Here is a 22,483-nt window from a genome sequence, read left to right as displayed (position 1 = left end):
TCAGGGGCCGGGCCGGTCAGCCGGTGTTCTGCAGGCCCGCGGCGACGCCGTTGACCGACAGCAGCAGCAGCGTCGAGAGGTTCTCGCGCTCCTCCTCCGAGAGCCCCCCGTCCGCGCGGAGCGTGGACAGGGCGCGCAGCTGCAGGTGCGACAGGGCGTCCACGTACGGGTCGCGGAGCTGCACCGCGCGGGAGAGGACCTTCCGGTCCTCCAGCAGGCGGGTGTGGCCGGTGGTCTCCAGCACCAGGCGGCGGGTCAGGTCGTACTCGGCGAGCACCTGCTCGACGAAGTCGTCCCTGGCGCCGAGCGCGAGGTAGCGGGCGGCGATGTCGCGGTCGGTCTTGGCCAGCGACATCTCCACGTTGTCCAGCAGCGAGGCGAACAGCGGCCACTCGCGGTAGGCGGCGCGCAGCTCCTCCAGCCCGGTCTCGGAGATCACCGCCTGCAGGCCGCTGCCCAGGCCGTACCAGCCGGGCAGGTTGACGCGGGTCTGCGCCCAGGCGAACACCCACGGGATGGCCCGCAGGTCGTCCAGGGAGCGGGGGGCGCCCAGGCCGCGGCGGGCCGGGCGGGAGCCCAGCCGGAGCGAGCCGATCTCCTCCAGCGGGCTGACCAGGGAGAACCACTCCGGGAAGCCGGGCGCCTCGGTCAGCTGCCGGTAGGCCTTCTCCGAGGCCGAGGCGACCCGCTCGGCCACCCCGCGGAACCGCCCGGCGGCCTCGGCGGTACGCGCCTCGATGGACGGGGTGGAGGCCAGCAGCACCGCCGAGGTGACCTGCTCCATGTGTCGGCGGGCGATGGCGTCGTGGCCGTAGCGGGCGAAGATGACCTCGCCCTGCTCGGTGACCTTGAACCGGCCGCCCACCGACCCGGGGGCCTGCGCGAGCACGGCGCGGTTGGCCGGGCCGCCGCCCCGGCCCAGGGCGCCGCCCCGGCCGTGGAAGAGCGTCAGCGGTACGTCGTGCTCGGCCGACCAGGCGGCCAGCGCCTCCTGGGCCTCGTACAGCTTGAGGGTGGCCGCGGCCGGGCCGAGCTCCTTGGCGGAGTCGGAGTAGCCGAGCATCACCTCCAGGCGCCGCTCCTCGGCCAGCGCGGCCTGCACGGCCGGGATCTCCAGCATCCCCGACAGCACGGCCGGGGCCGCGGCCAGGTCGGCGCCCGACTCGAACAGCGGGACCACGTCCAGGCGCGGGGCCCGCTCGCCCAGGGCGTGCGCGGCCAGCTCGTGGACCGCGGCGATGTCGTCGGCCGAGCGGGTGAAGGAGACGACGTAGCGGCGGCAGGCGGTCACCCCGAACCGTTCCTGGATCCAGGCGATGGTGCGGATCGTGGCCAGCACCTCCTCGGTCCGCTCGGAGGTGCGCCCGGCGGCGATCTCCTCCAGCGCGGCCGCGTGGACCTGGGAGTGCTGGCGCACCTCCAGCTCCGCCAGGTGGAAACCGAACGTCTCCACCTGCCAGATGAGGTGCTGCAACTCGCCGTAGGCCTGCCGCATCGCCCCGGCCGCGACCAGCGACTCCTGGGCGGTGCGCAGGTCGGCCAGAAGCTGCTCGGGCGAGCGGTAGGCGAGGTCGAGGCCGCGCTGCCGGGTGGCCGCGATGCGCGCCGCGACGAACATCAGCCACTGCCGGTGCGGCTCGCCCGGGGAGCGGGTGGCCATCTCCGAGACCACGTCGGGGTGGTCGTTCTCCGCGGCGGACAGCGCGGCCCGCAGCTCGCGCGAGGCCGGGGTGTGGTCCGCGCCGAGGGTCAGCGAGCGGCCGATGCGCGAGGTGGCGTTCTCCAGGGCGATCAGCACGTGCTCGGCCTGGATGAGCACCGCGTCACGGGTCACCTTGGCGGTGACGTTCGGGTTGCCGTCGCGGTCGCCGCCGATCCAGCTCCCGTACCGGATGAAGGCGCGGGCGCGGGGGCGTTCGGTGCCGGTGCTGCCGCCGAGCGCGGCGTCCAGCGCCCGGTAGACCTGCGGGACCACCCGGAAGAGGGTCTCGTCGAAGGCCGCCATGGCGGTGCGGACCTCGTCCAGCGGGTCCAGCTTGGTGGACCTGAGCTGGGCGGTGCGCCAGAGCAGGTCGATCTCCTCCAGCAGCCGCCGCCGCGTCTCGGCCCGCTCCGCGGCCCCCCGGTCGGAGCTGTTGTACGCGGCGAGCTGGCCGCTGATGCGCTGGATGGCGGTGACCACGGCGCGCCTGCGGGCCTCGGTGGGGTGCGCGGTCAGCACCGGGTGCAGGCGCAGTCCCTCGACCAGGTCGGCGACCTTGCCGCCGCCGAGCTCCTGGACGGCCTGGGCCAGCGACTCCGGCAGCGGCTCCTCGCCGGTGTCGCGGACCCGCAGGACGCGGATCCTGAAGTGCTCCTCGGCCAGGTTGGCCAGGTGGAAGTAGCAGGTGAAGGCCCGGGCGATGTGCACGGCGCGGTCGATGGGCCATTCGGCCACCATCGCGGTGATCTCGTCGACCGAGACCTGCCCGCGGCGCGCCCCGATGACGGCCTTGCGCAGTCGTTCGACATCGGCGAGCAGGTCATCGCCGCCGTGTTCGGCGATGACCTGCCCGAGGAGTTCGCCGAGCAGCCGCACGTCCGCGCGCAGCTCGTCGGGCATCTCGGTGACAGCGGAGGAACGCTCTGCCTGCTGGGACACGATGGTGGCCATGCCCGTCAGGGTACCGACCGGGTTTCGACCGGCGGAGACCGGTCTCACCCATTGGACTAGACCATTCAGGTGGCCGCCGAGGTCGCCTCCAGCAGGGCCGGATACCGGGCGAACGCCTGCCTTGCGGCGATCCTGCGACCGGCCCAGGACAGCAGCAGGCCGTAGGGGACGGCCAGCGCGCACACCCAGGTGAGACCCATCCCCATCGGCACCAGGATCGGCAGCGAGAGCACCCCGGTGCCCAGCAGCGCGCCGAACGAGGCCGCGAAGGCGATGCCGCCCTGGCCGGGAGCCGCGCCGGTGAAGGCGTTCAGCCGCTCGGGCACGGTGTAGGGCAGCCACACGCTGGTCAGCGCTCCCATGCCGAGGCCGACGCCCAGGACGCCCCAGGCGGCGAGCACCGCCGGGACCGCCCACAGCAGGTTCCCGGCGAGCAGCGCGGCGACCACGGAGAGCGCCAGCAGCAGCGGGACCGCGATCACCGCCACGGCCAGGTGCCGCCCGGTGAGGTCGGTCCGCCAGTCGCGGTCGTTCCCGTACACGACGGTGTTCATCCACAGGGAGCGGCCGTCGATGCCGAAGGCGTTGCACCCCTGGATGGCGATCATCGCGGCGCCGAGGCAGGCGGGCGCCACCGCCAGGCCGACACCGGCCGGGCCGCTGCCGTCGTTGATCGAGAAGGCCATGATCCCGGCGACCGCGACGGCGGCGAACCAGCCGACCCTGCCCCGGGGGTCGCGGCGGGCGTACTTGAGCTCCTTGCCCACGACCGCGGCGAGCGGGCCGTACGGCAGGAACCTGGCCGACAGGCCGCCGGAGTCGCGCACCGCCGCACCCTGGGTGGAGGCGTCCGTGGAGACCAGGGCGCGGCGCAGGGCCGTGATCCATAGCCAACCGATCACCGCGACCAGGGCGGCGAGCACGGCGATCCCGGTGAGCGCGACGAGGCCGCCTCCGGCGACGGCGTGCGCGGCCAGGCCGGACGGGGTCCAGCGCAGCACCGACGCCAGGGAGCGCAGCAGGGCCTGCGGGTCGGCGGACAGGCCGCCGTTGAGCAGCAGGTTGGGCAGCTGGGCCGCCAGCACCACGAAGATCGCGGAGACGGCCAGCACGTCGCGTCCCTTGCGGCTGCGCAGCACCCCCGACAGGGCCGTGGTGGCCAGCCGGGAGAGGACGACGCAGAGCGCGAAGTGCAGCAGCACCGCGACCACGCCCAGCAGCACCGCGCCGATCCCGTGGGCCAGCCCGGCCACGGCCCCGAGCGTCACGATCAGCGTGGCGGCCGGCCAGACCCCGGTGATCGAGGCGGCGAACATGCCGGTGGCGAGCCTGCCGGTGCGCAGCGGGAACAGCGCCAGGCGCGACGGGTCGAGGGTGTCGTCCAGCCCGAACGCCAGCAGCGGCACGATCGCCCAGCCCACCAGGAGGAAGGTGAACAGCACGGTCACCACGTCCACGGCGAGGTCGGGGGAGGTCAGGCGCAGCCCGGCCATCATCAGGAACCCGAAGGAGGCGAGCACGATCGCGGCGAGCACCGTGAAGACGAACCCCAGCAGGCGCTGGGTGCTGCCGCGCAGGTTGCCCGCGACGAGCCGCAGCTTCAGCCGTACGAACACCATGGGGCCCACCGGGGCGGCGGCGGGGGCGGCCGGGGCGGGGGCGGGGGCGGGGGCGGGGGTCGGGACGGCGCTCATCTGGGGGTCGCGCCCAGCCATGACAGGCCCTCCTGCCCGCTCGTTCCCTCGCCCGCGCGGGCGCCGACCAGGGCGAGGAACGCCTCGTTGAGGCTGCGGCCCGCCCTGACCTCGTCCAGCGGGCCCTGCGCGACGATCCGCCCGCGGTTCATCACCGAGACCCAGTCGCACAGGCGCTCGACCAGCTCCATGACGTGGCTGGAGAAGACCACGGTCGAACCGGAGGCGGTGTAGCGCCGGAGCACCTCGACGAGCGTGTTGGCGCTGACCGGGTCCACGCCCTCGAACGGCTCGTCGAGGAAGAGCACCGCGGGGTTGTGCAGCAGCGCCGCGGCCAGGCCGATCTTCTTGCGCATGCCGGTGGAGTAGTCGACGACGAGCTTGTCGGCCGACTCGGTCAGGCCCATGACCTCCAGCAGTTCGTCGGAGCGCTGCCGCACCTCCGCGCGGGGGATGCCGCGGAGCTGGCCGTTGTAGGAGAGCAGCTCCCGGCCCGAGAGCCGCTCGAACAGGCGCAGGCCCTCGGGCAGCACGCCGATGCGGCTCTTGACCGCGACCTGGTCGCGCCAGACGTCGACGCCGTCGATGTGGATCGAGCCGCCGTCGGGGCGGAGCAGCCCGGTGACCATGCTGAGCGTGGTGGTCTTCCCCGCGCCGTTGGGGCCGACGAGTCCGGCGAAGCCACCGCGGGGCACCACCAGGTCGACGTCCGCCACGGCCACCTGTTGCCCGAATCTCTTGACCAGACCGCTGGTCCGTACCGCTTCCATGACGTCCGGCATGGTGCCTCCTTTGGGGGTCGGCCGACCCTGGTGGGGGAACGAATGATCTGCACCGATAGTTCGCGGCCGCCTCGCCGCGGATCGCCCGGGATCGGCCGTCGGACCAGCCTAGGTCCACGGCCTGCCCGGGGGAGATCCGCGGTGGGCCCACCGGTCCGGCCGTCGCGCACAGGCGGCTTGGCTCTCGCCGTGGAGACGGCCCGGCTCGCACGGTGCGGACGGTCCGGCCGTCGCGCACACAGGCGGCTTGGCTCTCGCCGTGGAGGCAGGCGAAACTGGACCGGCACCGCGCGATACCGTGCCGTGTCCCTCCCCGGGGCCAGAGCCGGGGACGCCCGCACTGGAGGTTTTCGATGAGCGCCGAGCCGGTGGATCCCGGACCCGACATCCGCACGACCGCCGGGAAACTGGCCGACCTGGAGCGCCGGCTGCACGAGGCCGCCCACGCGGGTTCGGCGCGCGCCGTCGAGAGGCAGCACGCCAAGGGCAAGATGACCGCACGGGAACGGGTCCTGGCCTTCCTCGACGAGGGCAGCTTCGTGGAGTTCGACGAGCTCGCCAGGCACCGGTCCACCAGCTTCGGCCTGGAGCGCGAGCGGCCGTACGGCGACGGGGTGGTGACCGGGTACGGCACGGTCGACGGCCGTCCGGTGGCGATCTTCGCCCAGGACTTCACCGTCTTCGGCGGCTCCCTGGGCGAGGTCTTCGGAGAGAAGATCGTCAAGGTGATGGACCACGCGCTGAAGACCGGCTGCCCGGTGATCGGCATCAACGACTCCGGCGGGGCGCGCATCCAGGAGGGCGTGGTCTCGCTCGGCCTGTACGCCGAGATCTTCAAGCGGAACGTGCACGCCTCCGGGGTCATCCCGCAGATCTCACTGATCATGGGCCCGTGCGCGGGCGGCGCCGTCTACTCCCCCGCGCTCACCGACTTCGTGCTGATGGTCTCGGAGAAGTCGCACATGTTCATCACCGGCCCCGACGTGATCAGGACCGTCACCGGCGAGGAGGTGACGTTCGAGGAGCTCGGCGGGGCGCACACGCACAACTCCCGTTCGGGCGTGGCGCACTACGAGGCCGCCGACGAGGCCGACTGCCTGGAGTACGCCCGCGCGCTGCTGTCCTACCTGCCGTCCAACAACATGGACGAGACGCCGGTCTTCGCGGCCGACCCCGTGATGGAGACCACCGACGCCGACCGCGAGCTCGACACGCTGATCCCGGACTCGGCGAACCGGCCCTACGACATGCACGAGGTCGTCGAGCACGTCCTGGACGAGGGCGAGTTCCTCGAGGTGCACGCCGGGTTCGCGCCCAACATCATCGTGGGGTTCGGCCGCGTCGAGGGACGCTCGGTGGGGATCGTCGCCAACCAGCCGATGAGCTCCGCCGGGACGCTGGACATCGCGGCCTCGGAGAAGGCGGCGCGGTTCGTCCGTACCTGCGACGCCTTCAACGTCCCGGTGCTGACCTTCGTGGACGTCCCCGGCTTCCTGCCGGGCACCGACCAGGAGTGGAACGGCATCATCCGCCGGGGCGCCAAGCTGCTCTACGCCTACGCCGAGGCGACCGTGCCGCTGGTCACGGTCATCACCCGCAAGGCCTACGGCGGCGCGTACGACGTCATGGGGTCCAAGCACCTGGGCGCGGACGTCAACCTGGCCTGGCCGACGGCGCAGATCGCGGTGATGGGCGCGCAGGGCGCGGTCAACATCCTCTACCGGCGCGAGCTGATGGCGGCCGAGGACCCGGATGCCCAGCGGGCCCGGCTGGTCACCGAGTACGAGGACACGCTCGCCAATCCGTATCTCGCGGCCGAACGAGGGTATGTGGACGCGGTGATCCGCCCCTCCGACACCCGCGTCCAGATCGTCAGGGCACTGCGGGCACTGCGCAACAAGCGCGCCACCCTGCCCCCCAAGAAGCACGGGAACATACCGCTGTGAACCATTTGAAGATCGTTAAAGGGGACGCCACGCCCGAGGAGATCGCGGCCGTGGTGATCGCCCTCTCCGCGCAGGCCGGACCACCGATTCCGGCGTCACAAGACCCGCAGACGCCGAAATCCTGGAGCAATCACGCGCATCACATGCGAAAAGCACTTCCTATTGGACAAGGCGCATGGAGATCAAGCGCACTGCCCAGATAGATCCCGAGAACGGGGTGTCAACTTGCACGAGAGTTGGGACCATCTAAGAAATGGGCGCATATAGTCAGCCGATCAGCTAGTTCCGAGGCCTGGAGGACGCCATGACCATCCTGGACCTCACGTCACGCCCCATCCCCGGCAAGTACGCCGTCCTGGTCGACGTCGGCTACCTGTACGCCGCCGCCGGGGAGGTGCTGCTCGCCGCCAAGGAGCGCAAGGAGTACCGGGTGGCGGCCGACGAGCTGATCCAGGCGCTGCAGAAGCACGCGGAGGAGCGCATCCATGGCGAGCTCCTCCGGATCTACTGGTACGACGCCGCCCGCGACCGGGTGCCGACCGTCGACCAGCGGGTCATCGCGCAGCTTCCCTGGGTCAAGGTCCGCCTGGGCAACCTCAACGCGCGCGGGCAGCAGAAGGGCGTGGACGCGCAGATCAGGAGCGACCTGGAGGCGCTGGCCAGGCACCACGCGGTGAGCGACACGATACTGCTGGCCGGGGACGAGGACATGGTCCCGGCCGTCGAGGCCGCCCAGGCCTACGGGGTGCGGATCCACCTGTGGGGCGTCGAGCCGCCCTACGGCACCAACCAGGCCGAGCGCCTGGTCTGGGAGTCCGACACCGTCGAGATCATCAGCGCCGACTTCCTGCGCTCCTTCTTCAGCCGCGCCCCCGCGCCGGTCCCGGTCCCGGCCGCCCCGGCCGCGCCCTCCCCCGCCCAGGTCTTCGCCGGCCGGACCGCGGCGACCGCCAAACCCAAGATCCCGGTCGGCCAGGTCACCAAGCTGGGCCCCAGCCGTCCGCGCGTCGAGGAGGTCGGCGAGCACGTCGCCCAGAAGTGGATCCTCACCCGTGGCCGTGACAACATCCGCGACCTGCTGCCCGGCCCGATCCTGCCCACGGTGATCGACACCGAGTTGCTCATCGAGGCCGAGAAGGAGCTCGGGCACTCGCTGCGCCCCTATCCCGAGGCCCGCGTCTGGCTCCGCGACGGGTTCTGGGCGCGGGTCTACCGGGAGTTCGAGATCGGTGTCGGTGTCTCCTCCAAGTAGGGTTCCCGCTCTTCGGGGAGGGGTCACGACCTCCGCCGTCGTGTCCGATTCCCGCCAGCGATGCCGGGCGTACCGCGGGTAGCGTCGTCATCGTGTCCGTGAGAGAGCTCGACTTCAACGCCTGTTACCGCGCGGTCGCCGCGAGGGACGCCCGCTTCGACGGGCGGTTCTACACGGCGGTCACCTCCACCCGCATCTACTGCCGGCCGGTCTGCCCGGCCCGCACCCCCGCCACCCGCAACGTGCGCTTCTACCGGTACGCGGCCACCGCCGAGGCGGCCGGGTTCCGGCCCTGCAAGCGCTGCCGTCCCGAGCTGAGCCCCGGCGACCCCGGCTGGGACCACCGGGGCGACCTGGTCGGCCGGGCGCTCCGCCTGATCGACGAGGGCGTGGCCGACGACGGCGGGGTGACCGGGCTCGCCGGGCGGCTGCACATCACCGGCCGTCACCTGCACCGGCTGTTCACCGCGGAGATCGGCGTGGGGCCGCTGGCCGTGGCCAGGACCAAGCGCCTGCTGCTGGCCAAGCAGCTGCTGACCGAGACCGCGCTGCCGATCGTCGACGTGGCGTTCGCCGCGGGTTTCGGCAGCGTCCGGCAGTTCAACGCGGCCATGAAGGACACCTACGGCTTCACCCCCGGTGAGCTGCGCGCGACGACGGGCAGGGCGGCCGGCCCCGGAGCCGGTGCTGGTGCCGGGACCGGAGCCGGGGTCGGAGCCGGTGCCGCCGGGGCCCGGGGCGGGACCGGCACGGCCATCGGGACGGGAACCGCGGGGGCCGCCGCCAGCGTGCTGACCCTGCGGCTGCACCACCGGGAGCCCTACGACGCCGGCACCCTGATGCGGTTCCTGGCGGCGCGGGCGATCCCCGGGCTGGAGCGGGCGGACGCGACGTCCTACAGCCGCGCCGTCGCGGGCGGCACCGTCACCCTGACCCCCGAACCCGGTCGCGTCCGGCTGGACGTGAGCGTCGAGGACACCCGCAACCTCGCCCGGATCGTGGCCCGCTGCCGGCGCCTGCTCGACCTCGACGCGGACCCGGAGGCCATCTCCGCCGCGCTGGGCGAGACCTCGCTGGCACCGCTCGTCGCCGCCCGCCCGGGGCTGCGGGTGCCCGGCGCGTGGGACGGCTTCGAGATGGCCGTCCGCGCCGTGGTCGGCCAGCAGATCTCCGTCGCGGGCGCCCGTACCCTGCTGGGCCGCGTCACGGCCCGCGCCGGGAGCCCGGCCTCGCCCGCGGGACCGGGCCTGCTGTTCCCGGACGCGGCCCGGCTCGCCGAGGCCGACCTCGACGGGCTCGGCCTGACCGGGCGGCGCACCGCCACGCTCAGGGCGCTCGCCGCGAAGGTCGCGGCCGGCGAGATCGACCTGGACGGCGGGCAGGAGCCCTCCGAGGCCGTGGCCGGCCTGCTGGAGGTCCCCGGGATCGGCCCGTGGACCGCGGGCTACATCGCGCTGCGGGCACTGCGCGACCCCGACGCCTGGCCCGGCGGAGACCTCGGCCTGCGGCGGGCCATGGCCTGCCTGGGCATCCCTGACAGTCACATCGAGCGGTGGCGCCCCTGGCGGGCGTACGCCGCGCTGCACCTTTGGAGTTCGGAATGATAGAGGCACAGGTTCTCGACACCCCGATCGGCCCGCTGGCCATGCTCGCCCGCCAGGGCGTGCTGCTGGCGGCGGGCTTCACCACCACCGGCCCGCAGGAGATGTTCGAGCGGCTCTCCCCCGAGCTGCGCGCCGAGGGGATGGACCTCACCGACGACCTGGGCCGGCCGGCGCGGGCGGTACGCGACTACCTGGACGGTGACCTGACCGCCCTCGACGCGGTGCCGGTGGAGCAGCCGGGCACGCCCATCCGGCAGCGGCTGCTCACCGCCCTGCGCCAGGTGCCCGCGGGCGTCACGATCAGCTACGCCGAGCTGGCCGAGAGGGCGGGGCTGCCCAGGACCGCGGCCAGGGCCGCGGGCTCGGCGTGCGCGCGGAACCTGATCGCGCCCTTCGTGCCCTGCCACCGGATCCTGCCGTCCGGCGGCGGGTACGGCGGCTACTACTACGGCACCCCGGTCAAGCAGTGGCTGCTCACCCACGAGGGGGCCCCGGCCGCCGAGCGGCTACGGATCCGGGAGCACTAGGGACGCGCACCACGGGTGGCCGCGAGGGCCCCGGTTCCGGGAGGACGAAGGCACCCGGGGCCGGGGCCCTCGCGTCCGGTGCCCCTCCCGGGCCGGGAGGGGCACCGGGCTTCGGGGCCCGTGAACGCTCAGGGCCCGGATCCCCGGGCCGAGGGAGGGCCGGGGTCGCTAGCCGGTCTTCCTGACCGTGCTCTGCACCTCGCCCACCGGGACGTCCCGGGTGGCGCCGACCTCGACCGGGTCGTAGGCGAAGGGCACCACGTCGTCCTCGACCTCGATGTCCCAGACCGCGGTGACCGTCAGCTCGTAGACGCCGCGCGGCTGGTCGACCGAGGCCCGCAGATAGGTCACCCCGCAGGGAGGGTCGTCGCCGTCGTCGGCGCCCTTGCGGTACGGCACGCCGCCCTCGCCGCACCCGCTCTCCGCGACCCTCGCCCGGTCGCCGGTGGTGCCCGGGTCGATGTCGATCTTCCCGCGGGTGGCGGTCACGGTGGCGCTCATGACCCCGGGCAGCGTCGCGGTGACCGACCGGGTGGTCTCACCGGCGCCTCCCAGCCAGACCCAGGTGGGCAGGTTGACGTAGCTCTTGACGTCCGGATTGATCTCGACCTTCGGGTCGGGCACGGTCAGCGCGGCGCGGGCGATCTCGACGAGCTCTTCGATGGTGATCCCGTTGGGCGGGGTGGTGCCGGGCGGAGCCCAGACGTCGGGTTCGCCCAGGGCGGCCACGCACGCCATACCGGCCGGGTCGGCGGAGTTGTAGGCGCGCTGCCACCAGGTGCCCTCCTGGCCGACCTTCTCCTCGAACTTCTCCAGGGCCTCCTTGCGTCTCTTCCACTCCTGCTCGGGGAGGGCGTCGGGCAGGGCCTTCCGCTCCGCCTCCAGCCTCTCCTCGGCGTTCCCGCGGGGCTCGTACCAGCAGGGGCGCTTGATCCGGTAGCCGTCGCTCTTCCCGGTGAGCCCCGTGCCGGTGATCACGATCTGGGAGTCCTTGAGAGCGACCCCGGCCTCGCGCCCCCTCTGGTAGGCCTCCCCGGTCGTGCCCTGGGGTTCGGGGTCGGCGGCCACCGGCGCGGCCGCGGTCACCGGGAGCACCGGGGACATCGGGGACACCGGGGACACGGCCGCGGTCACCGGGGGCGCGAGCATCAGCAGCCCCGCGACGATCACTTTCCCGATCATCAAGCACCTCCGGTATGCGGACACGGCCATGGGGAGAACGTCATCTCAGGCAACCCTTCGCGCGCTCGTCCGGGAGCTTGGCGTGGCGGAAGAGCCTGATGCGCCAGCTCCCGTCCTCGATCCGGCCCATCGCCGCGGACTGCAGGAAGGGCCTCCTCGTCCAGTCGGGCTGCCTGGGGACCGGTTCACCCGTGGAGGCGTCGAGAAGCCGCATCCTCGTCTCGTCGACGCAGACGTCCAGCTGCGCCCCCCGCCGGTCGCCCGAACCGCTCACCGCGCTGACGTTCGGCATGTACAACCGGGCGACCCCCCGTACGGACCTGCGCCGGTCGAGGAACGCCTGCGCCCAGGCGGACGCGTCGTCGGCCGCGTCGTGCTCGACCAGGCCGAGGTAACCGGTGTCGCGGCCCTCGCTCGTCACCGCCCGGAACGCCCCGGCGACGTAGTCGCGGAAGACCTCGATCATCGCGCTCCGGTCCGGGTCGGGGGCGACCGGCCACTCGACCACGACCCGCACGCCCGGCGCGACCCTGACCGTCTCCGTCCTCGGCGCCGCCGCCTCTCCGGTCGGGGGCCCCGACGGGGAGGCGGACACGGAGGCGCCGGTGCCGGAGGAGAGATCGGCCGGAACGAACGGGGGAGGCTCCGGCGGGGCACAGGCCGCCGGAAGGACGAGGACCGGGAGCAGGGCCAGCGCGATCACGGCACGCATACGGGTCACGCTAGGAGCGCCGGTCCGCCGGAACCACCGGTATGCACGATTCGGCATGGCCGCCTCCTTCGTCCCGTCTCGTTCACCGGTCTCCACTCGATCCGTTCCGGTCCGCCCCGCACCCGCTCGTCCCCGGCCGGCCCGTTCCGCGGGGACTCCTCCCGTACGGGGCCCCGCGCCCGGACCGTCATGCCGTCGGGGCCGAGCGCATCCGCCACGAGGGCAGCAGCTCGTCGATCAGGGCGTCGGTCTCGGGGGCCATCCCGCCGCCGTACGGGTGGGAGGCGGCCCGCCGGTGCAGGGCGTCGGCCACGGCGCGCAGCCGGACCGGGTCGCCGGTGAGGTGGGTGGCGCGCAGCAGGTCGCGCCAGAGCCCCTCGTCGTCGGCGGCCAGCAGCAGCCCGGCCCGTACCGCCGCCACGGCCTCGTCGATCTCGCCGCGGGCCAGCCGCACCTCGCAGAGCCGGTGGGCGGCGTCCGCCACACCCGCGGTCACGTCGTACTCCAGGTCGTCGGCGGCCAGCCAGGCGTAGCGGCCGCGCGGGCGCCCGCTCAGCAGCGGGCCGCGGACCAGGTCGAGCGCCCTCTCCAGCAGCGCGGGGCGCCCGGCGGGGTCGGCGTGCGATCGGCGGACGAGATCGCGGAAGACCGTCCAGTCGGTGCAGACCTCGGGGCCGAGCCGGAGCCGCCCGGACTCGTCGGCGTAGAGGTTGGGCCTGCCCTGGCCGTCGGTGCCCAGCCAGGCGACGACCCTGGCGATCGTGGCGTCCCGGACGACCTGCTGCACGCCCCTCGGCCACAGGATGCCGCCGAGCACCACGGGGTGGACGCCGCCGGGGTGGGTGGCCAGGTAGACGACGAGCTCGACGGCGAGCACCGCCCGCCCCTCCTCCATGGGCGGGGGGCCGACGACCTCGGCGGGACCCAGGATCCGCACCTCGACCGAGGGCTCGGCGGGGATCGGCTCCGGCTCGTCGGGGAGCGGTTCGCCCTCGATCCGGTCGGCCGCCAGGAACAGGTCGATCAGCGCCCGGTACTGGCGGCGGGGCAGCAGCTGCGCCGCGACGTCGAACCCGAGCGCGTCCACCTCGGCCCGGCCCTCCTCGGTGATCGCCCAGTTCCAGGTGGCGTGCGGGACGTCGCCCGCGACGACGTACCCGGTGGCCGTCCTGACGCCCTTCCTGGCGAGCAGCGCCAGGCGGCGGCCCTCCTCGGCGGTGGGCGGGACCGCGGAGAGCAGGTAGTGCGGGGTCCAGGCCGGGTCGGCGGCGCGTCCCTGGACGCGGCCGGTGAGCACCTCGCCGCCGCGCGCCCCCGTCCCGGCCGCCTCCGCCTCCAGCTCGGGGAGGACCTCCGCCAGGCCGCCCGCGTACCTGATCCGGTCGGGGGCGATCACGGTCAGTTCCTCGCCGAAACCGACCAGGGTGACCCGCATCCGGTCCGACCAGCGGTTGGTGGCCAGCTCCACGGCGAGCGCGGCCAGCGCCGCGGTGGTCTGCGGGCCGTGCATGCGGATCGGGCCGTGGGCGGCCTCCAGGTCGACGAGCACCCGGCCCTCGCCGTTGGAGCCGAGCGAGACCAGCCCCGGGTAGGGCGCGGGCGCGTCGGCGAGCGCCTGCTCGTCGAGCATCCGTCCCTCGTGCGCGGGGAGCCGCCAGACCTGGCCGCCGTCGTGGGCCGTCCAGGGTGCAGGGGCGTCGGAGTCGGGCGGGTGCACCCACAGGTCGAGGGTCTGCGGCGACAGGTGCGCGGCGTAGATCGTGGGCGGGGTCCGGTGCTGGGCGGCCAGGGACCTGCCCAGGAGCCTGAGCCCGATGTCGAGCATCCGGCTGCCCGGGGCGTCGGCGCCGAGCCGGAGCGCGAGCTCGGCCTCGGCCGCGTCGTCCCTGGGACGGACGATCCTGCGGCCGAACGCCCGGTGCCAGAGCTGCTGCCTGCGCCTGCGTCCGAGCGCCGCCAGCAGCCCGGCCGCCGCCAGCGAGGCCCCTGCCAGGTAGTCGAGCATGCCCAGCCCCTGGTCCCGGCCCTGCTCCTGGTCCTGGCCCTGGGCCGGGTCCTGGCCGGGCGCCTGGTCCTGGAGCGGGTCCCGCTCCCGGTTCTGGTCCTGGTCCCGGTCCCGGTCCTGGGACTGGGACTGGGACTGGGACCGGTCCTGCCCGGGGGGCCGTTCGGCCTGGCGCTCGTCGTCCTGCCCGCTCCGGGCGGGCCCGGCCGTGTCGGCGTCGCGCCGCGCGGGCCGCTCGGTGTCCGCCGTCGCGCCGGGCTCCTGCCGGGTCGCGCCGGGCTCCTGCCGGTCGGCGCGGCCCTGCTCCTGCCGGTCGGCACGATCGGGGCCGGTCTCGGACGGCGCCCGGACGTCCCGGGCGTCGCGGGGCACGGGTACGTCGCGGACCTGTTCCTCGGGGAGGTCCGCGCCGCCGGGGGTGAACGTCTGGGTGCGGCCGTCCAGTTCGGAGGGCTTGCCGCGGTGGTCCTCGAGGATGTCGTCGCGCGACTCGCCGGCGGGGACGATGTGCACGTTGCGCGCGTCGTCCGGCATGTCCAGAACCCAGCCGGGCCTGATCAGGTCGGCCATCCGCAGGCGGCTGCCGTCCGGCTGCTCCTTGTGCTGGTTGAGCCGGTAGACCTCCGGGTACCGGCGGCCGTCGCCGAGGCACTTCTCGGCGATCTCCCAGAGGCTCTCGTGGTGGCGCCCGTGCGGCGGCTGCACCACGTACACCTTCCTGGCCTTGCGCGCCGGCTCCAGCTCGGCCCGCTCGGCCGCGGCCGGGCCGGAGGCCGTCGCCAGCCCGGTGGCGACGATGCCGGAGGTCGCGGGCGGCAGGCTGGTCAGCTTCGCGACCGGCAGCGCCACCGCCGAGACGGTGAACAGCAGCATGGCCGCGGAGACCAGCCGGTTGGCGAACATCTGGGTGCCGCCGGAGAACGGCACCCGGGCGGGCATGCCGACCCGGCGCAGCCCGGCGTAGATCTCGACCAGCACGCAGACGACCATCTGCAGCCACGCCAGCCAGACCAGCAGCACGAGGATCGCGACGATCGTGCTCGTGCCCACCTGGCTGGTCAGCAGGTCGAGGTCGAGCAGCTCGGGCGGCAGCGGCGGCCCGGCCAGCCGGAGCAGGGCGTAGGGGACGCCCGCGACGAGCGCGGCCAGGACGACCAGGGCGCCGAGACCCGCCAGCAGGTCTCCCGGTGTGCGCCTGTCCTTGATGCGCGCGGGCTGTCGCGTGGTCATTCGTCTCCCTCCTCGTCCAGGTTCGTCGTCGGTCGATCGGTGGGCCGGCCGTTCACGGCGCCGGGTCCTCCCCGGTGTCCGGTCCGGCCGTGGCGGTGGCCTTCATGTCCGCGCCGGGGAAGCCGAACGCCGCCAGGAAGAACGCCTTCCAGGCGACCGAGACGTCCACGGTGACCTCGGTCCGGCCCGCGGGCGTGCACCCGGCGAGCCGTACGTCGCCGCCGTGGGCCGAGACGATCTCCTCGGCCTTGGCGCAGGACTCGTCCCCTCCCAGCAGCCTGGCCTCGCCGGTGGCGCGCAGGTGCTCGACGTCGATCTGGTCGGCCGCGGCCCTGGCCGCCTGCTCGGCGACGTCGGCGGCGCGCAGCCGCGCGTTGATGGCGGCCCCGCCGTCCACGAGAAGCCCGGCCAGCAGAAACACCACCACCGAGAAGATCACCGTGAAGATCGACATCGACCCTCGCTCACCGTTCCCGGCCGGGCACGCGGGTACCCGTGATGCCGCGGCCGGGCGCGCGAGGCTCCGCCGGGCCGCGGGCGGGCGTAGCGGGCCCGTCCCTTCCAAGGACCGGGCCCGGGTCGGGGGGACGTTCACGGATTCAGCACCTCGACCCTGCGGAACCGTTCCAGCCGGACCACCGAGTCGCCCTTCATCTCCTTGGCCGCGCCGAACCCCAGGAAGTCCAGGTTCAGCGAACAGGTCACCTCGACACGGACCACGCCCTCGGGCCGCCAGCTCGTACCGGCCAGATCGACCCGCGGCTCGCACTCGCCGGACAGGGCCGTGCCGGCCGCCTCCTGCGCGGCGTCCTCGGCGTCGGCCTGGGTGCGCTCGACGGAGGCGGCCCTGGCCGCGTCCCTGGCCGCGCCGTTGACCTCGCCCTGGGCCTCGACCACCCTTCCGGCCCCCACCAGGAAGAGCAGGAACAGCAGGAAGACCGGGGCCAGCAGCACCGTCTCGGTGCTGAGCGACCCGCGGTCGTCACCGGACGGCGGGACCCGCCGGGGCAGGGGGATCACTGGAGGCTCACTGACACCCTTCGCTCCCGTCGTCGGGCCGGAAGCACTCGATGGGACCGCCGAAGCGCGCGGTCACGGTGAACGTGGTGGACGGCAGCAGCGGGACGACCTGGACCGCCGAGGCGGTCACCTCGACGCCCCGCCGGTCGCCCTCCTCCCAGGCCGTGACCGTGGCGCCGTCGAGGAGCTTCGGCCCGACGGTGCGGATCACCTCCTGGGCGCGGGACTCGCCGTCCTGCCGCCACGACTCGGTGTCGACCCGCGCGAGCCGCGCCCCCTCCCTGGCCGCGGCGTCGGCGATCTGACGTCCGTGGAACCAGAGGGCGGACTGCACGATGAGCAGGACGACGACGAGCACCACCGGCATGACGATCGCCAGCTCGACGACCGTGGCACCGCGCTCACCGCGCTCACCGCGCCCACCGCGCTCGCCGCGGTCACGGGTCGCCAAGTTCACCGCCCCCGCCGCCTCCGCCGCCCCCGCCGAACTGGTTGGAGATCTCGGCCTGCTTGCCCTCGACGAGGGTCTTGATCAGGGTCGCGAGGCCGAGCGCCACCCCGGCGATGATGGCCGTGATGATGACCCACTCGACCGCGGAGGCGCCCCGGGTGGGGGCGTTGCGCGCCCTGTCGATCCGGACGCGAAGAACGACGGTCGCGTACACGACCCACGGATGGTTCAGCATGGTCAGGACCCCAACATCTTCATAGCGGCCGGGAAACTCAGGAAGATCACAAAGCCCGCGCAGAGCAGCAGCTGGGCGACGAGCATCGACTGGGAACGCTCGCCCGCCTGCCCCTCGATCTCCGCGAGCTCGCGGCGCCGCATGGTGGCGGCGCGGGCGGTGAGGGAGGAGCGGACCTTGGCCCCGTCGTCGGCGACCAGCCCCAGGGCGGCCGACAGGTCGCGCAGCTCGTCGACGTTGATCTCGTCTCCGAGCTGGCCGAGGGCCTGCCAGGGGGTGATGCCGACGATCCTGGCGTTGCCCAGCGCCTGGCGGATGCGGGACATCGCCCAGTTGGCCCCCTCGTCGTCGGGTCCGGGGCTGCCCACCGAGACCGCCATCATCAGCGCCTCGGGCACCCCGCGCCCCCCGGCCAGGTTCATCGCGACCAGGTCCAGGAAGGATCCGACGACGTGCCGGAAGTCGCGGCGCATCCGGGCGGCGTCCCGCTTGATCTGCAGGTCGGGCAGGACGAAGAAGACCCCGGCGACCGCGAGCGCGGCCCAGAGCGGGACGGTGAGGGACGGCCCCCACCCCATCAGCACCAGCCAGCCGACCAGCAGCGGGAACGCCAGCAGCCCGGAGAACGCCAGCAGGACCTTGGTGGCCAGGAAGCCCTCGAACGACCTGCCGAGCAGCGCGAGGTCCGCCCTGGCGGAGTGGGCCTCCCAGCCCCTGGCCGCGTAGAAGCGGGCCATCCGCACCCCCAGGCCGCGCCGGAACGCGCTGACCTCCTCGTCGGGCATGACGAGCCGGGCGCGGGGCGCGTCCCCGCCCTCCCTGGCGGCGTCGAGCGCCAGCAGGCGCGTCACCAGCCCGGGACGGGCCGGGAACAGCGCCCGGAGGAGCAGGAACAGGCCGATGCCGAGCACCGAGCCCGCGAGCAGCGCCTCAGTCACCGGCCACCTCCCCGGTAGAGGGCAGTCCCAGCAGGCGGGCGGGCTTGTCGAACCGGGCCAGGCGGCGCATCCAGGCGAACCCGGCGCCGAACAGCCCGGCGACCACGACGAGCACGGCCTGGCCGAGCGCGTTGTCGTACTCCTGCACGTAGGCCGGGTTGAACACGACCAGCGCGACGGCGAAGGCGATGGCCGTACCGACCACGATCTGCACGCTGCGCCGGGTGGAGCGGCGCTCGGCCTCGACCCGGCGGCGCATGTCGAGCTCCTCGCGGGCCGACACGGCGAGCGCGCCGAGCACGTCGCGCAGCCCAGGGCCGCGCAGCTTGGAGTTGAGGATGAGGGCGGCCACCACCAGGTCGGCGGAGGGGTCGTCGAGCTCGTCGGCGAACAGCCTGAGCGCGTCGGGCAGCGCCATCCGGGTGTGCAGGCGGTCGACCATGGAGCGCAGGTGCGGGCGGAGCGTGGGGGCCGCGGCCCGGATCGAGGACGGGATCGCCTGCTCCAGCCCGGCCGCCCCGGCGATGGTGTCGCGCAGCGACTCGGTCCAGGCGGCCAGCGCCTCCAGCCGCCGCATCGCGGTGCGCTCCTCGGCGGCGCCGCCGGACAGGCCGCGCCAGGCCAGGGAGAGCAGCACCGCGCCCACCGCCATGACCGGCCAGCCGGTCACCACCAGCACCAGCACCCCGGCGATGGCGCCCACCGCGGACCGGGTGGACAGGGCGCGCAGGAACGCGCGCCGGCCGGCCTTCCTGCCCGGGGTGGACGGCCGGGGGCGCACCCCGTACACCGAGACGAAGAGCAGGAACAGGCCGGTGCCGACCGCGACGCCCGCCAGCATCACCAGCGGGTCGAACAGGCCGGGGGGCAGGGAGGTCATCTCCAGCCTCCCGGGTCGTAGCCGAAGTGGGCGAGCTCCTCCAGGCACGACAGCGGCGCGTGCGGCAGCACCCGGCCGTCGGGGGACATCGCGAACACCTCGGAGGAGAGCACCCGGCCGTCCACCCCGGCCACCTCGCGCACGCTGGAGACGAAACGGCGCAGCCTGCCGCCCACCGCGTAGTCGTTGCGCTTCTCGATGAAGACCACGAAGTCGATCGCGCCCGCGATGAGCATGTGGGTGGCCTCGATCGGCAGGCGTTCGGACGCCTGGAGCGCGTAGGTGGCGATGCGGTTGAAGACCTCCATCGAGGAGTTGGCGTGGATGGTCGACAGGGAGCCGTCGTTGCCCTGGGTCATCGCGTTGAGCATGGTGACGATCTCGTCGCCGAGGACCTCGCCGACGATCACCCGGGACGGGTTCATCCGCAGCGAGCGGCGGACCAGCTCCGCCATGGTGATCTCGCCCTGGCCCTCGGAGTTGGGCAGCCTCTGCTCGAAGGCGACCACGTTGGGGTGCAGCTCGGGGAACTGGTCCAGGCCCAGTTCCAGGGCGCGCTCGACGGTGATCAGCCGCTCGGACGGCGGGATCTCGTTGGCCAGCGCGCGCAGCAGGGTGGTCTTCCCGGCGTTGGTCGAGCCGGAGATCATGATGTTCTTCCTGGCCGCCACCGCGGCCGCGAGGAAGCGTCCCACCTCCGGGGTGAGGGTCCCGTTGCCCACCAGGTCGCTGAGGAACACCTTGCCCAGCCGGGAACGGCGGATGGAGATGGACGGGCGGACCGTCACGTCCATCACGGCCGAGAGCCGGGAGCCGTCGGGGAGGCGCAGGTCGAGCTGGGGGTTGGCGGTGTCGAACGGCCTGCTGGACAGGCCGCTGTAGGCGGCGAGGATCTGGACCAGCTCGACCAGTTCCTCGTCGGACTCGGCCACCGGGTCGCTCATCAGCTCCTGGCCGTCGGCGTAGCCGACGAAGACCCGGTCGCAGCCGTTGATGTCGATGTTCTCGACCTCGGGGTCGTCGAGCAGCGGCTGGAGGCGGCCGACGCCGAACAGGGCCGCGTGGATCCCCGCGGCGAGCGCCTCCTCCTCCTCGGCGCTGGGAGGGGTCCTGCCGACGCCGATCTCCCCGCGGGCGAACTCCTCCAGGATCTGGGCGATCAGCGCCCGGGCGAACTGCCGCTCGTCCTCGCCCGTCATCGGCGGCAGGCCGCCGGCCTGGTCCAGGCGGCGCTGGTGGGCCAGCCTGTCGCCCACCTCCTGCCGGAAGCGCTTCACCAGCGCGTGGTCGACGGTCACGGCCCGGCTCCGTTCGACGCCACGCCCGCCACGTCGGGGGCGCGGACCTGGGCGGCGAGACGACCGGCCAGCTCGCGGGCGGTACGGATCAGCAGGGAGCGGTCCAGGCGCCCGCCCCACTGGCCGCGCAGCAGCTCCGCGCCCTTGGGGTCGTGCGCGAGCCCGCTGACGAAGGCGACCTGCCTGCCGGTGCCCATGACGATCCGGCGGACCTCGTCGATCGTCGTGCGGTACTGCCGGGGGTCGGCGATGACCACCACCCCCACCTGCGGCTCGCGCGGCATCACCTGCAGGCGTTCGCGCAGGTGGGCGACGTGGTCCAGGCTCGCCCTGGTGAACAGCACCACCAGCGAGGCCTCCGCGGTCAGCTCGGCCAGGTGCGGGTGCCCGCCCAGGCGCCCGCAGTCGGCCAGGACGTCGGCGTGCGGCATGGCGGCCAGCGCCCTGCCGAGCGGGCCCCAGAGCCAGGTCAGCCCGGCCGCCTGCTCGCCGTGCGTCAGCCCGGCCAGCACGTCCAGCCCACCGATGATCTTCTGGGTGTGCTCGTGGATCTGGTCGGGACGCAGCCCCCGGCGGGCGGTGGCCCCCAGGGTGAGCAGGCCCCTTCCCGGGTTGAGCACCCCGCCGTCGTCGGCGGGCAGCCGGTAGGCGATGTCGCCGCCCGCCGGGTCGCACTCGGCCAGCAGCACCGGGCGCGGCCAGATCGCGCCCAGCGCGGTGGCCGCCGTGGTCACGCCGGGCGCACCCTTGTCGGCGGCCAGCACGATGAGCGCCACGTCAGCGCGCTCCCGGCAGCTCGGCGAGGGCGATCTCACCCGCGGAGGCGTAGGCGACGATCTCCGGCGAGATGGAACTGTCCACGATGATGGTGACCTGGCCGTTCGCCCCGGTCCTGCCCGGGGTGCCGATCTGGTGGACCAGCGCGCTCTGCGCCAGCACCCGTCCCTGGCGTTCGCCGCGGCTCCCGCCCGGCACGTGCACGACCTGGACCCGGTCCCCTCGCTCCAGGGTGCCCGGCGTCTGGCCCGGCTTGAGGGAGAGGCCGACCTGCGCCTTGCCCGGCCCCTGCTCCCTGCTGGCGGAGACCACCATCTCGCGGGTGAGGAGCGTGCCGGGGATGATCGTGACGCGGGCGTAGTTCTCCGCGACGCGGGCGCGCTGGGACCAGGCGACGTAGCCGATGCCGGTGTCGGCGATCTGGACCTCCCTCATCGACGCCTCGGTGAAGGGCTGGCCCGCGCCGACCTGCTGGGAGATGGCGATCGCCGAGACGCGGTCGCCGCTGCGCAGGACGAGCAGGGTGGTGGCCAGGGCGCCGCCCAGGATGAGGAGGACGGCGAGGGCGGCGAGGGCGGGTTTGCGCTCGCGAGGGGGCACCGGGAGCTTGCGCGACGCCGGGCCGGACAGGGCACCCGCCGACGTCTGCCGCTCGGCGTTCACCGGGGCGCGGCCCGCTGGCTTCTCACTGGTCCTCATGGGTCGGGGGACTCCCAGAGTGGTCATAAACGCGTGGAACTACTGGTCGAATTTACGCCATTATGCGCACCATGCGGACGCTCCGACGGACAAAAGCCAGAACCCATGCTCGTTTGATAGGAACGCGTCTGTCAACGTCACTTCAGAAGAAAGTAGCGGTTCCGCTAGATGACACGAGACTTATTTGGGTGATAAGGACGGTAATCAACTCCTGTAACAATCGTCCCGGCATTTACAGCGGGCATTACCTGCTGTGCCCCACACCTTCACATCCCCTGTTCACGGCCTTCTCCCGCGCCCCCTCCCGCGGGGACGACCCGCCACCCGGACGCGGCACCACCGGACCCCCTCCCCACCTGGGGACCGGGACGGTACGGGTGTGGAAGGACCCGACTCTCCGAACAGGTTTTCCACAGCCTCGCCCCCGTGACGGGACGGCGACCGGACGCCTCCGGGAGACGGAACGCCCACGTGGACCGGCATGACGGCCCGGCGCCCACCGGCGGTTGTCCACAGGCGGGGACGTTTTCCACATACCAGCCCGCGTGCCATGACATTGCCGCGAACACCCTCTGCGAGACGGTTTCCACTCTGTACG

20 protein-coding genes are annotated in these 22,483 nt (G+C 73.5%); 5 read left to right on the top strand and 15 right to left on the bottom strand.

Annotation, left to right across the window (positions count from 1 at the left end; translation table 11 throughout):
• Window positions 1-16: 16 nt before the first annotated feature.
• The 3 genes from ACZ6RT_RS16070 to ACZ6RT_RS16060 all read right to left on the bottom strand — a co-directional run bounded on the left by ACZ6RT_RS16070 (window position 17) and on the right by ACZ6RT_RS16060 (window position 5,129).
• Window positions 17-2,653, bottom strand: a complete 2,637-nt coding sequence (locus tag ACZ6RT_RS16070) for a phosphoenolpyruvate carboxylase (protein WP_399185912.1) — start codon at window positions 2,651-2,653, stop codon at window positions 17-19.
• Between the two features lie 65 nt (window positions 2,654-2,718).
• Window positions 2,719-4,368 carry a hypothetical protein gene (locus ACZ6RT_RS16065; RefSeq protein ID WP_470154187.1) on the bottom strand — a complete coding sequence of 550 codons (1,650 nt, stop codon included), beginning with the start codon at window positions 4,366-4,368 and terminating at the stop codon, window positions 2,719-2,721.
• Window positions 4,344-5,129, bottom strand: a complete 786-nt coding sequence (locus ACZ6RT_RS16060) for an ABC transporter ATP-binding protein (protein WP_399185910.1) — start codon at window positions 5,127-5,129, stop codon at window positions 4,344-4,346. Before ACZ6RT_RS16060 ends, ACZ6RT_RS16065 begins: the two co-directional genes overlap by 25 nt.
• 353 nt (window positions 5,130-5,482) lie before the next feature.
• Here ACZ6RT_RS16060 and ACZ6RT_RS16055 point away from each other — a divergent pair, with 353 nt between their 5' ends.
• The 5 genes from ACZ6RT_RS16055 to ACZ6RT_RS16035 all read left to right on the top strand — a co-directional run bounded on the left by ACZ6RT_RS16055 (window position 5,483) and on the right by ACZ6RT_RS16035 (window position 10,458).
• A complete protein-coding gene (locus ACZ6RT_RS16055; RefSeq protein WP_470154186.1) occupies window positions 5,483-7,075 on the top strand; it encodes an acyl-CoA carboxylase subunit beta in 1,593 nt (530 codons plus the stop codon).
• Window positions 7,072-7,278, top strand: coding sequence for an acyl-CoA carboxylase subunit epsilon (locus tag ACZ6RT_RS16050; protein ID WP_470154184.1), 207 nt, complete (start codon window positions 7,072-7,074; stop codon window positions 7,276-7,278). Before ACZ6RT_RS16055 ends, ACZ6RT_RS16050 begins: the two co-directional genes overlap by 4 nt.
• 101 nt (window positions 7,279-7,379) lie before the next feature.
• The gene (locus ACZ6RT_RS16045) at window positions 7,380-8,327 is read left to right on the top strand and encodes an NYN domain-containing protein (RefSeq protein ID WP_399185907.1); all 948 of its coding nucleotides are present in this window, start codon (window positions 7,380-7,382) and stop codon (window positions 8,325-8,327) included.
• Window positions 8,328-8,419: 92 nt separating this feature from the next.
• On the top strand, window positions 8,420-9,931 hold the full coding sequence (locus tag ACZ6RT_RS16040) for an AlkA N-terminal domain-containing protein (RefSeq protein ID WP_470154182.1): 1,512 nt from the start codon (window positions 8,420-8,422) through the stop codon (window positions 9,929-9,931).
• A complete protein-coding gene (locus tag ACZ6RT_RS16035; protein WP_399185905.1) occupies window positions 9,928-10,458 on the top strand; it encodes a methylated-DNA--[protein]-cysteine S-methyltransferase in 531 nt (176 codons plus the stop codon). Before ACZ6RT_RS16040 ends, ACZ6RT_RS16035 begins: the two co-directional genes overlap by 4 nt.
• A gap of 168 nt (window positions 10,459-10,626) precedes the next feature.
• Here the strand turns inward: ACZ6RT_RS16035 and ACZ6RT_RS16030 are convergent, their stop codons facing one another.
• From ACZ6RT_RS16030 to ACZ6RT_RS15975, 12 genes are all read right to left on the bottom strand, one after another.
• Window positions 10,627-11,640, bottom strand: a complete 1,014-nt coding sequence (locus tag ACZ6RT_RS16030) for a hypothetical protein (RefSeq protein ID WP_470154181.1) — start codon at window positions 11,638-11,640, stop codon at window positions 10,627-10,629.
• A 40-nt stretch (window positions 11,641-11,680) separates the two neighbouring features.
• Window positions 11,681-12,352, bottom strand: a complete 672-nt coding sequence (locus tag ACZ6RT_RS16025; protein WP_470154179.1) for a hypothetical protein — start codon at window positions 12,350-12,352, stop codon at window positions 11,681-11,683.
• Window positions 12,353-12,539: 187 nt separating this feature from the next.
• Window positions 12,540-15,587, bottom strand: a complete 3,048-nt coding sequence (locus ACZ6RT_RS16020; RefSeq protein WP_470154177.1) for a BTAD domain-containing putative transcriptional regulator — start codon at window positions 15,585-15,587, stop codon at window positions 12,540-12,542.
• Between the two features lie 52 nt (window positions 15,588-15,639).
• Complete coding sequence (locus ACZ6RT_RS16015; RefSeq protein ID WP_399185901.1) at window positions 15,640-16,041, bottom strand: pilus assembly protein TadG-related protein; 402 nt, start codon at window positions 16,039-16,041, stop codon at window positions 15,640-15,642.
• A 137-nt stretch (window positions 16,042-16,178) separates the two neighbouring features.
• Window positions 16,179-16,607, bottom strand: a complete 429-nt coding sequence (locus tag ACZ6RT_RS16010) for a TadE/TadG family type IV pilus assembly protein (protein WP_399185900.1) — start codon at window positions 16,605-16,607, stop codon at window positions 16,179-16,181.
• A gap of 7 nt (window positions 16,608-16,614) precedes the next feature.
• Window positions 16,615-17,058 carry a TadE/TadG family type IV pilus assembly protein gene (locus ACZ6RT_RS16005; RefSeq protein WP_470154175.1) on the bottom strand — a complete coding sequence of 148 codons (444 nt, stop codon included), beginning with the start codon at window positions 17,056-17,058 and terminating at the stop codon, window positions 16,615-16,617.
• Complete coding sequence (locus ACZ6RT_RS16000; RefSeq protein WP_344889566.1) at window positions 17,045-17,293, bottom strand: Flp family type IVb pilin; 249 nt, start codon at window positions 17,291-17,293, stop codon at window positions 17,045-17,047. The genes ACZ6RT_RS16005 and ACZ6RT_RS16000 overlap by 14 nt, the downstream gene beginning before the upstream one ends.
• Before the next feature lie 2 nt (window positions 17,294-17,295).
• Window positions 17,296-18,231 (bottom strand): type II secretion system F family protein, encoded by a 936-nt coding sequence (locus ACZ6RT_RS15995; protein WP_399185898.1) that lies wholly within the window; start codon window positions 18,229-18,231, stop codon window positions 17,296-17,298.
• Window positions 18,224-19,111: a type II secretion system F family protein gene (locus ACZ6RT_RS15990; RefSeq protein WP_470154173.1), complete on the bottom strand. Its 888-nt coding sequence runs from the start codon at window positions 19,109-19,111 to the stop codon at window positions 18,224-18,226. Before ACZ6RT_RS15990 ends, ACZ6RT_RS15995 begins: the two co-directional genes overlap by 8 nt.
• Complete coding sequence (locus ACZ6RT_RS15985; RefSeq protein ID WP_399185896.1) at window positions 19,108-20,409, bottom strand: CpaF family protein; 1,302 nt, start codon at window positions 20,407-20,409, stop codon at window positions 19,108-19,110. The genes ACZ6RT_RS15990 and ACZ6RT_RS15985 overlap by 4 nt, the downstream gene beginning before the upstream one ends.
• Entirely contained in the window at window positions 20,406-21,185 is a 780-nt protein-coding gene (locus tag ACZ6RT_RS15980) for a hypothetical protein (RefSeq protein ID WP_399185895.1), read from the bottom strand. The genes ACZ6RT_RS15985 and ACZ6RT_RS15980 overlap by 4 nt, the downstream gene beginning before the upstream one ends.
• A 1-nt stretch (window position 21,186) precedes the next feature.
• Window positions 21,187-21,885, bottom strand: a complete 699-nt coding sequence (locus tag ACZ6RT_RS15975; protein WP_399185894.1) for a hypothetical protein — start codon at window positions 21,883-21,885, stop codon at window positions 21,187-21,189.
• Window positions 21,886-22,483 lie beyond the last annotated feature (598 nt).

It is taken from the genome of Streptosporangium sp. NPDC050148 (genome assembly GCF_055586505.1).
The sequence above is the reverse complement of the archived record's forward strand: the minus strand, read 5'-3'. Positions and strand labels throughout refer to the sequence as shown.